Genomic DNA, 8,657 nt, shown 5'->3' on the forward strand with positions numbered 1-8,657 from the left:
AATGCCCAAGGCCGCCCCTGTGCGCCGCGTCCGATCATCACGCCATCAGCACCTGAAAGGGTCAGTGCCTGCCGCGCGGTCGCCGCATCCACGATATCGCCGTTGGCGATGACAGGTATCGACACCGCCTCCTTGATCTTGCGTATCGCAGCCCAGTCGGCAGCACCCTTGTAAAACTGACACCGCGTGCGCCCGTGGATCGTCACCAGCCTGATGCCTGCATCTTCGGCACGTTTTGCCACGGCAGCCGCGTTCAAGCTGTCTTCATCCCAACCCAGACGGGTCTTCAGGGTCACTGGCACATCAACCGCATTCACGACAGCTTCGATCAGGCTGAGCGCGTGATCGGGGGTGCGCAGCAAGGCAGAGCCGGAATAGCCGTTCGTGACCTTCTTGGCGGGACACCCCATGTTGATATCGATGATCGCAGCACCATTGCCTGCGGCCATACGTGCCGCTTCCGCCATCCAGTAGGCTTCGCGACCGGCGATCTGCACGGCGGTCCCCGCCTGATCATAGCCCAGTTCGGCACGTTCCCGCACGCCCGGCTTGGCCTGCACCATTTCCTGACTCGCGACCATTTCGCTCACGACCCAGCCTGCCCCGAAGGACGCCACCAACTGGCGGAACGGCAAATCCGTGATCCCCGCAAGCGGCGCAAGCGCGACCGGCGGTGTCAGGGACACGGTATCAAGAACCAGAGAATCGGACTGTGCCAAAGGAATAATCATTCGCTTATCTGTTGCGCGCTGTGCTTGGCTTAGGGGCAAAGTACTGTTTCCTCAACGAATTCCGACAGGATTTCTCCCGATTAATTAGCGTTTGCCCATTTATTGTGCAAATTGCATCGAAAACTGACGAATTGCGTCGCGTTGGACTGCACCCTAAACCTGTAATCAAACAAGGTAGATACAAGATGACGACAGCAGCGATTATTGTTGCCGCCGGGCGCGGGGTGCGCGCGGGCGGCGACATTCCAAAGCAATGGCAGACCCTCGGGGACCGATCAGTCGCGGCTTATGCGATGGAACGATTTTCGGCACATCCTGCGGTTTCGCAGTTGGTGTTGGTATTGCATCCCGACGACATCGACACACACCTTTGGCCGCGAGAACCTGCCGCCACCATCGCGACGGGTGGTGCCACCCGCGCTGCGTCCGTGTTGGCGGGATTGCACGCCGTCAATGAAGACGTCGACCGCGTTCTTATTCACGATGCGGCCCGGCCCTTGGTGAAAGATGCGCTGATCGACCGCGTTCTGGCCGCATTGGATGACAACATCGGCGCGGCACCGGCCCTTGCCGTCACAGATACGCTCTGGCACGGGGTCAAGGGTGCTGTGGAAGGTGTGCAGGACCGCGAGGGCCTGTTCCGCGCACAGACGCCACAAGGGTTCCTCCTTGCGCCGCTTCTCGCGGCTCATGCGGCCAGCAACGGGCGGGAAACCGACGATGTGGCAGTAGCCCGCGCAGCCGGGGTGGACGTTGCGATCGTGGCGGGCGATGAAGACAACATCAAGATCACCACGCCCGCCGATTTCGTCCGGGCCGCCAAACTGATGAGGCAAGACATGGATATCCGCTGCGGCAATGGCTACGACGTGCACCGTTTCGGACCGGGCGATCATGTCTGTCTGTGCGGCGTCCACATTCCACACACCCGCAGCCTGCAGGGGCATTCGGATGCAGATGTCGGGATGCATGCCGTTACGGACGCGATCTATGGCGCGCTGGGCAAGGGCGATATCGGCCAGCATTTCCCGCCCTCTGATCCGCAATGGAAAGGGGCCGCAAGCCACATCTTTCTTGAACATGCGGTCGCACTGGCCAAGTCGGAGGGTTACGGTATCAGCAATGTGGATTGCACGCTGGTGTGCGAATTCCCCAAGATCGGCCCGCATCAGGACGCAATGAAAGCGGTGATGGCAGCCTATATGGGGCTCGATAGCGACCGGATCAGCGTCAAGGCGACAACCTCCGAAAAGCTGGGGTTCACCGGCCGGGAGGAAGGCATTGCCTCCATCGCTACAGTCACGTTGGTAAAGCCATGAGCCATTTCATCGCGACCTTTTTCTATGTTGGTCACTTGCGCCCTGCCCCCGGCACCTGGGGATCGCTGGCGGCCTTGCCCGCCGGATGGCTGATCTATGTGCTCACCGGCCCTTGGGGCCTGCTCGCCGGGGTTGTTCTTTCGTATGTTCTGGGCGTTTGGGCCACCGCAGTTGAAACCAAGGGCAAGGAAAATCACGACCCCTCCGAGATCGTGATTGACGAGGTGTGCGGGCAGTGGATTGCCCTGCTTCCCATCGCCTTTGGCGCAGCGCGTCAGGACGTGGATATGCTTGCCCTCTGGCCGGGCTGGATTGCCGCCTTCGCGTTGTTCCGCCTGTTCGACATCACCAAATGGGGGCCTGTAGGCTGGGCCGACCGGATGCGCGGGCCGACCGGCGTGATGCTGGACGATGTCATCGCGGGGATTTTTGCGGCTATCGGTGTGCTGATCCTCGCGTGGTTCGCCCATCAGGGCTTTCTGGCGCAGGTCAATCCGGCATGAGTACGGTCGAGGCACTTCTGCATGCTGCCAAGGTGCGCGGTGTGATGCTGACCACTGCCGAAAGCTGCACGGGCGGGATGCTCAGTACCGCGATCACGGGTATTCCCGGCAGTTCCGCGATTTTCGACCGTGGGTTCGTGACCTACACCAATGCCGCAAAAATGCAGATGCTGGGGGTAAATCAAGCGACGCTGGACGCGCATGGGGCGGTGTCCGAAGAGGTCGCGGCAGAAATGGCGGCAGGTGCGCTGCGCCACTCGGATGCAGATTTCGCCGTCTCGATCACCGGTATCGCAGGCCCGGGCGGGTCCGAACATAAACCCGAAGGGCGCGTCTGCTTTGGACTGGCCAGTGCCGTCGGCGTCACGACTGAAACGGTCGAATTCGGTGCGCTGGGTCGCGACAAGGTGCGCGCTGCCGCGCGTGACCACGGGATCACGCTTTTTGTCAAAGCCTTGGAATCGTTTGTGCGCGTGCCATGAACTGGAACGCCGCGCGGCGCATTTTTGCTACTTGTAAAGTTCTGCCGCACGCCGCTCGAATGAGCGCACCACACGCTGCATGGCTTCGTTGAAGAACATACCGGCGGCCCCCTGCAAAAGGCGGCTCTTGAATTCGAAGTCAACCGCAAAGGATACTTCGCAACCGCCCTCTACGTCTTTGAATTTCCACCGGCTTTCGAGATAACGGATCGGGCCGTCAAGGTATTCGGTGTCGATCCGCATTTCGGCAGGCCAGAGCGTGACACGGCTACCGAATTTTTCGCGGAACACTTTGAATGAAATCACCAGATCGGCCAGCATCACCTGATGGTCGCCCTTGTCGGTCACGCTGCGCACCCGCGCAGCGGCAGTCCACGGCAAGAATTTGGGATAGTTACCCACATCCGCCACCAGATCATACATCTGCTGTGCAGTGTATGGCAGAAATTTGGTTTCGGAATGACTTGGCATATGGGGGCTTTCTCGGGTGACTTCGCTGTCGGATGTCGTAAACTTGTGCCTGAAAATCAACCCATTTCCCGGAACCGAGTCTCCTATGCCGCACCCAAATTACGTGATCGACGAAATGATAAGCGCCAAATCCATCGCCGCGCGGATCGAAGAACTGGCACGAGAGATCAAGACAGAATTTGCTGATACAGACAAGCTGGTCGTCGTGGGGCTGTTACGCGGATCGTTCGTGTTCATCGCCGATCTGGTGCGCGAACTGGACCTGCCGGTCGAGGTGGATTTTCTGGAAGCGTCGTCCTATGGTAACGGGATGGAAAGCACACGAGAAGTGCGTATTCTCAAGGACTTACGGGGCCAGATTGAAGGGCGCGATGTTCTGATCGTTGAAGATATCGTCGACACCGGCCACACCCTTGCCCATGTCACGAAGTTCCTCTGCTCGCGCAAACCCGCAAGGATGAAAACCATCGCGTTGCTTGATAAACCGGCCCGCCGCGAGGTGGATTTCAAAGCAAGCTACACCGGTTTTGAAATTCCCGATGAATTTGTCGTGGGCTATGGAATCGACTTTGCGCAACGCAACCGCAACCTGCCCTTTATAGGCAAGGTCCGGTTTGTCGAAGAGCCGTGAACCCGCGCTGGCTTCTCAAAGCCAAACGCTGGGCGCAAAACCTGCCTTCGCTTGCAAAGATCAAGTTCTTAGCAGCGGTCTTGCTGATTTGTCTCATTCTATTTGCGATTGAACATTTCCTTGGCTGGCCTGATTGGTTGACCCCGCATGATTTGCGCACACAATCGTGATCACAAAGAATTCACAAGACAGTAGCAAATCCTGATTTTAGGCTGGGAAAATATTGAGAGAGAATCGATTGGAGGCTCATATGCCAAAGAGAATAAAGTACGGGGTGGCCACCGCTGTTGTCTTGGGCATCGCGGGTGCCGCGTTTGCAGCAGGACATCTGACCGAGGAGCAACAGCGTGCGATGAATGCGCGACAAGGGCAAATGGGCCTTTATGCCTTTAACCTGACCCCCTTGGGTGGCATGGCACAGGACAAAATCCCTTACGATGCTGAAGTGGCAGCTGCCGCTGCCGCGAACCTTGCCGCCCTCGCGACCCTTGATCAGACAGCTTATTGGGTGGAAGGGACCGATGCCAGCGTGGAAGGCAGCCGCGCAAAGACAGAGATCTGGACCGACAGTGCCGGATATCAGACCGAGAAGGAAAAGCTTGTGATGACAACAGCCGCTTTGGCGGCCGTTGCCGGAGACGGGCTTGACCAGTTGAAGGCCGCGTTCGGGCCGGTTGGCGGGTCTTGCGGATCATGCCACGAGGCGTACCGCGTGCCAAACAACTAATCCACCGTCATGTCGCGATGGCGTCTGATCGGGCTATTTGTCCTTGCTGCACTTGTTGCAGGCTGGTTCATAACGCGGCCTGCGCCCTTACCCTCTGATGCCCTGAACGGCCTGACCGGCGACCCGATCACAGGACAAATCACATTCGCAGCCGCGGGGTGTGCCTCTTGTCATGTCAGCGAAGACGGTCCGCCCGATGTCTTGAGCGGCGGAAAGGCTTTTCAAAGCGAATTCGGCACTTTTATTGCACCGAATATCTCACCCGACCCGATACACGGTGTCGGTACATGGACCGATCTGGAACTGGCCAGCGCAATCATGCGAGGCGTCGGGCGGGACGGAAGCCACCTTTACCCCGCATTTCCCTATACCAGCTACAACAAGGCGAATCGTCAGGATATTGTCGATCTGATCGCCTATCTGCGCACCCTGCCCCCGTCAGGCCGGCCGAATATGCTGCACGACCTTGGGTTTCCGTTCAATCTGCGTGTCGCCCTTGGCCCTTGGAAACTGTTGTTTGTCAACGAAGACTGGGTTCTGAGCGACCCTGCAACGCCTGCGCTTGAGCGGGGACGCTATCTGACGGAAAGTCTGGGGCACTGCGGTGAATGTCATACGCCCCGTGATGCCTTGGGTGGTCTGGACAGGTCTCGCTGGATGGCGGGCGCGCCGCATCCATCCGGCGAAGGGCGCATCCCCAACATTACATCCGCCGTGCTGGATTGGTCAGAGGCCGATATCGCGAGCTACCTCAAAAGCGGCTTCACCCCTGAATTCGACAGCGCCGGTGGCGATATGGCAGCCGTGATCAGAAACACCAGCCAGTTGACCGATAATGATCGGGCGGCGATTGCCGCGTATCTCAAGGCGATTCCACCAGTAGCGAACTGATCAGGCCAGACCCAGCTTGGCCTGACGCGCGTCGCGCAACCGCGCGAAATCATCACCGGCGTGATAGGATGAGCGTGTCAAGGGCGTGGCAGAAACCATCAGGAAGCCTTTGTTATAGGCCGCTTTTTCATAGGTCTTGAATTCGTCGGGCGTCACAAAACGGTCTACCTTGTGGTGCTTTGGCGTCGGCTGCAAATACTGGCCGATGGTCAGGAAATCGATGTCTGCCGCGCGCATGTCTTCCATCACCTGCGCCACCGCCTGCTTGTCTTCGCCCAAACCGACCATGATGCCGGACTTGGTAAACATTGTGGGGTCCAGCTCTTTCACACGCTGCAACAGGCGCAGGGAGTGGAAATAGCGCGCACCGGGGCGCACTTCCGGGTAGAGGCCGGGAACCGTTTCAAGGTTATGGTTAAAGACGTCAGGCCGCGCTGCAACGACGATTTCCAGCACCGAAGGATCACAGCGGATAAAGTCGGGCGTCAGGATCTCGATCGTGGTGTCGGGTGACTGGCGGCGCACCGCACGGATCGTCTGGGCAAAGTGTTCCGCCCCGCCGTCCTCGACGTCGTCCCGATCCACGGATGTGATCACGACGTGATTCAGCCCAAGTTTTTTGACCGCATCAGCAACGCGCCCCGGCTCGAACACATCCAGCGCCTCGGGCGGCTTGCCCGTGGCGATGTTGCAGAACGTACAGGCACGGGTGCAGACCTCGCCCATGATCATCATGGTCGCGTGGCCCTGGCTCCAGCATTCGCCGACATTGGGACAACCCGCTTCTTCGCAGACCGTGACCAGCTTGTTGTCGCGCATGATATCACGGGTTTTCTTGTAGCCTTCCGAAACAGGCGCCCTCACACGAATCCAGTCTGGTTTCTTGGGCTGCGGTGCATCCGGGCGCCGCTGCTTTTCAGGGTGGCGCTGCGCTGGAATTTTCAGGTCGCGTGTGGGCATATCAGGCTCCGGTCTTGTTGCCAGATACCTAACCTTGCCACCGGCCTTTGTCCAATGTTCACAATGCCGCGCATGACGGAACTGCAACTGTTGCATGGGACGCGCCTATCCGATCATCGGCCCATAGCGCCCTTGGGTTTCCTCATAATGGCGTTTGAGCCGTTGCAGGGCGATGCGCAGCACAATCTTCCCCGAGCGCGCGGACCAGCCCATTTTCTTTTCCGTTTGTTCCAGTCCTTCCAGAAAACAGCAGCACCGCAGAACCACATCGCCAAGGCCCGGGCCAAGTTCGGCCAAAGCATCCTTGATCCGGCCATGTGCCGCGACAGCACCCTTGGGGCCTTCGGCCACATCGGCGGGCGTTTCGCCTTTCACAAAGCTTTCCCAGCTTTCAATGCCGCCCATACCAACCTCGACTAGCTCGTAATCCTCGCGCAGGCGCTCACCCACGGCAACCAGATCACGTGGCAGAAAGGGTTTACCGTCGCGGTCCTTGCGGCGCGCAAGCCCGATCAGCGGGCTTTCATTGGGATAGCCCCTGTAAGGCGGACGGCCCACCTCTTCGATGGTCGCAATATCCCATCCGGCGTCCCCGTCGGGATCGGCCTTGCGTTCAGCAAATCCGACAGCGCGATTTTCATCTTCCGCAGTGAGCCGGCGCAGAGCTGCACGACCTGTATTCGTAATGAAATATCTTGCAATGCGCCCTTCAGGATCAGGGCATGAAATCCAGTCCTTCAACGCCATTGCCTGTGCGATCTCGCGCTCGACAACGGCGGTCCTCACTTGTTCCCCTTCGCAGGTGACACGCACAACCACGGCTGTCTCCATTGCGCGGGCGACGGCAAGCACCGCGCCTTGTTCACACAGACGGCGCAAGATACGTTTTGCTTCTTGGTCCATTCGCACCTGTGACAGGCCGACAGGCTGGTGCGCATCAGTCTTCAAACACTCCATTTTCATTGTCTTGGATTTCCCCTTTTTCAAGATTTCACGCGCAGAGACCTGCGCAGACAGAGACCGCAATGCCGCATCAACTAGCGGATCATCGCGGCGCCCCTCGATTCGGCGTACCTGCCGGAGAACCGTTGACGGGTGACAGTCACTGGCCCGCGCGAGCGCGCGGATCGACAAGCCAGTTTCCGTATGAACGAGATAGTGGCGGGCGCCATCGGGAACCCAACGTGGAAGATCAGACGACGCATGGCGCCCGTGTGGTGCTGTCATTTTCACGCATCCTTTTGCCGAAATTACCGACGCAACAGATGACCGCCACATCCAATGACGCAGGATAACGTGCCACCTGAGCGTGCATGGTTACCTATTTGTTAACGGTCCAAATTGCCCGTCAACCATTCTTTCCAAAAGATAAGCAAACCTGACCGGAGCGTTCTGATCTCATGGTGATTGCGCAACACCCGCTTAGGTTGTGTCATGCTGGGTGCACGATCACCTCTGTAATGGGATAATGACACATGCTTGATCTACACACGCGGCTTGCAACGCTGAAACGCCCGCCGCTCTTGGCGCGGGCGGCCCGTTTCGGGGTTGATGACTATCGGCGTCAGGTGCATCTGCGCCGCATTCTGCAATGCGAAACGCTGCCGGGATACGGCCATGCAATCATGCAACTGCTTGAGATCGAGGCCGGGATGGACATTTTGCGCCGGGATCATTCAGCGCACTATCGTCCGGCCCGACATGTCGAGGTGCTGATCGCGATTCTGGGCGAGGCACATCTGATGCGCGCCACCGCCCCGCAGCCGGTTTAGGTGAATGCGTCCGGCATACTGGCTTTCTTCTCGGTCACGTAGGTGCGCAGGCGTCCTTCAGTCTCGGGGTCAAGCATGGGTTGCCGATAGGTATCCAACAACTTCGCGACACGCGCGGTGGCCAGCGTCGCAGTGTCCCGCGCACCTTCTTCGTCCCATGTCTCGAACGG

12 protein-coding genes are annotated in these 8,657 nt (G+C 58.8%); 7 read left to right on the forward strand and 5 right to left on the reverse strand.

The genetic code is table 11. From position 1 onward, the window contains the following. The coding region (gene dusB / locus R6T97_RS05890) for a tRNA dihydrouridine synthase DusB (protein WP_410348365.1) at positions 1 to 731 on the reverse strand (731 nt) is incomplete at its 3' end. A gap of 185 nt (positions 732 to 916) precedes the next feature. Between dusB and R6T97_RS05895 the strand changes: the two genes are divergently transcribed. Genes R6T97_RS05895 through R6T97_RS05905 form a run of 3 tightly spaced genes read left to right on the forward strand, consistent with a single transcriptional unit; the run spans position 917 to position 3,035 of the window. Next, a complete protein-coding gene (locus R6T97_RS05895) occupies positions 917 to 2,050 on the forward strand; it encodes a bifunctional 2-C-methyl-D-erythritol 4-phosphate cytidylyltransferase/2-C-methyl-D-erythritol 2,4-cyclodiphosphate synthase (RefSeq protein ID WP_410348366.1) in 1,134 nt (377 codons plus the stop codon). Beyond that, positions 2,047 to 2,553 carry a phosphatidylglycerophosphatase A gene (locus tag R6T97_RS05900; RefSeq protein ID WP_410348367.1) on the forward strand — a complete coding sequence of 169 codons (507 nt, stop codon included), beginning with the start codon at positions 2,047 to 2,049 and terminating at the stop codon, positions 2,551 to 2,553. The genes R6T97_RS05895 and R6T97_RS05900 overlap by 4 nt, the downstream gene beginning before the upstream one ends. Continuing rightward, positions 2,550 to 3,035, forward strand: coding sequence for a CinA family protein (locus tag R6T97_RS05905; RefSeq protein WP_410348368.1), 486 nt, complete (start codon positions 2,550 to 2,552; stop codon positions 3,033 to 3,035). Before R6T97_RS05900 ends, R6T97_RS05905 begins: the two co-directional genes overlap by 4 nt. Before the next feature lie 27 nt (positions 3,036 to 3,062). Here R6T97_RS05905 and R6T97_RS05910 read toward each other — a convergent pair whose 3' ends face one another. Further along, on the reverse strand, positions 3,063 to 3,506 hold the full coding sequence (locus R6T97_RS05910) for a type II toxin-antitoxin system RatA family toxin (protein ID WP_410348369.1): 444 nt from the start codon (positions 3,504 to 3,506) through the stop codon (positions 3,063 to 3,065). Between the two features lie 85 nt (positions 3,507 to 3,591). On the opposite strand from R6T97_RS05910, the gene hpt reads away from it, so the two are divergent. From hpt to R6T97_RS05925, 3 genes are all read left to right on the forward strand, one after another. After that, positions 3,592 to 4,137, forward strand: coding sequence for a hypoxanthine phosphoribosyltransferase (hpt, locus tag R6T97_RS05915; protein ID WP_410348370.1), 546 nt, complete (start codon positions 3,592 to 3,594; stop codon positions 4,135 to 4,137). A 250-nt stretch (positions 4,138 to 4,387) separates the two neighbouring features. Next, positions 4,388 to 4,864, forward strand: coding sequence for a c-type cytochrome (locus R6T97_RS05920; protein ID WP_410348371.1), 477 nt, complete (start codon positions 4,388 to 4,390; stop codon positions 4,862 to 4,864). 9 nt (positions 4,865 to 4,873) lie between these two features. Continuing rightward, positions 4,874 to 5,755, forward strand: coding sequence for a c-type cytochrome (locus tag R6T97_RS05925; RefSeq protein ID WP_410348372.1), 882 nt, complete (start codon positions 4,874 to 4,876; stop codon positions 5,753 to 5,755). Here the strand turns inward: R6T97_RS05925 and lipA are convergent, their stop codons facing one another. Both lipA and R6T97_RS05935 read right to left on the reverse strand, forming a co-directional pair. After that, positions 5,756 to 6,715, reverse strand: a complete 960-nt coding sequence (lipA, locus tag R6T97_RS05930; protein ID WP_410348373.1) for a lipoyl synthase — start codon at positions 6,713 to 6,715, stop codon at positions 5,756 to 5,758. A gap of 105 nt (positions 6,716 to 6,820) precedes the next feature. Further along, positions 6,821 to 7,942, reverse strand: a complete 1,122-nt coding sequence (locus R6T97_RS05935; protein ID WP_410348374.1) for a DUF6456 domain-containing protein — start codon at positions 7,940 to 7,942, stop codon at positions 6,821 to 6,823. Between the two features lie 248 nt (positions 7,943 to 8,190). Between R6T97_RS05935 and R6T97_RS05940 the strand changes: the two genes are divergently transcribed. Beyond that, positions 8,191 to 8,487, forward strand: coding sequence for a DUF6477 family protein (locus R6T97_RS05940; RefSeq protein ID WP_410348375.1), 297 nt, complete (start codon positions 8,191 to 8,193; stop codon positions 8,485 to 8,487). Here R6T97_RS05940 and R6T97_RS05945 read toward each other — a convergent pair. After that, positions 8,484 to 8,657 (reverse strand): trimethylamine methyltransferase family protein (locus R6T97_RS05945; protein ID WP_410348376.1); only part of this gene is annotated, 174 nt, incomplete at its 5' end. The two genes, R6T97_RS05940 and R6T97_RS05945, sit on opposite strands and share 4 nt — an antisense overlap.

The organism is Yoonia sp., assembly GCF_046498525.1.
Lineage (GTDB): Bacteria > Pseudomonadota > Alphaproteobacteria > Rhodobacterales > Rhodobacteraceae > Yoonia.

Bases quoted from the DNA above. Each gene is read 5' to 3' on its own strand.
- R6T97_RS05935 (WP_410348374.1), bottom strand. From the start codon at position 7,942: ATGACAGCACCACACGGGCGCCATGCGTCGTCTGATCTTCCACGTTGG.
- R6T97_RS05905 (WP_410348368.1), top strand. From the start codon at position 2,550: ATGAGTACGGTCGAGGCACTTCTGCATGCTGCCAAGGTGCGCGGTGTG.
- lipA (WP_410348373.1), bottom strand. From the start codon at position 6,715: ATGCCCACACGCGACCTGAAAATTCCAGCGCAGCGCCACCCTGAAAAG.
- R6T97_RS05910 (WP_410348369.1), bottom strand. From the start codon at position 3,506: ATGCCAAGTCATTCCGAAACCAAATTTCTGCCATACACTGCACAGCAG.
- R6T97_RS05925 (WP_410348372.1), top strand. From the start codon at position 4,874: ATGTCGCGATGGCGTCTGATCGGGCTATTTGTCCTTGCTGCACTTGTT.
- hpt (WP_410348370.1), top strand. From the start codon at position 3,592: ATGCCGCACCCAAATTACGTGATCGACGAAATGATAAGCGCCAAATCC.
- R6T97_RS05920 (WP_410348371.1), top strand. From the start codon at position 4,388: ATGCCAAAGAGAATAAAGTACGGGGTGGCCACCGCTGTTGTCTTGGGC.
- R6T97_RS05940 (WP_410348375.1), top strand. From the start codon at position 8,191: ATGCTTGATCTACACACGCGGCTTGCAACGCTGAAACGCCCGCCGCTC.
- R6T97_RS05900 (WP_410348367.1), top strand. From the start codon at position 2,047: ATGAGCCATTTCATCGCGACCTTTTTCTATGTTGGTCACTTGCGCCCT.
- R6T97_RS05895 (WP_410348366.1), top strand. From the start codon at position 917: ATGACGACAGCAGCGATTATTGTTGCCGCCGGGCGCGGGGTGCGCGCG.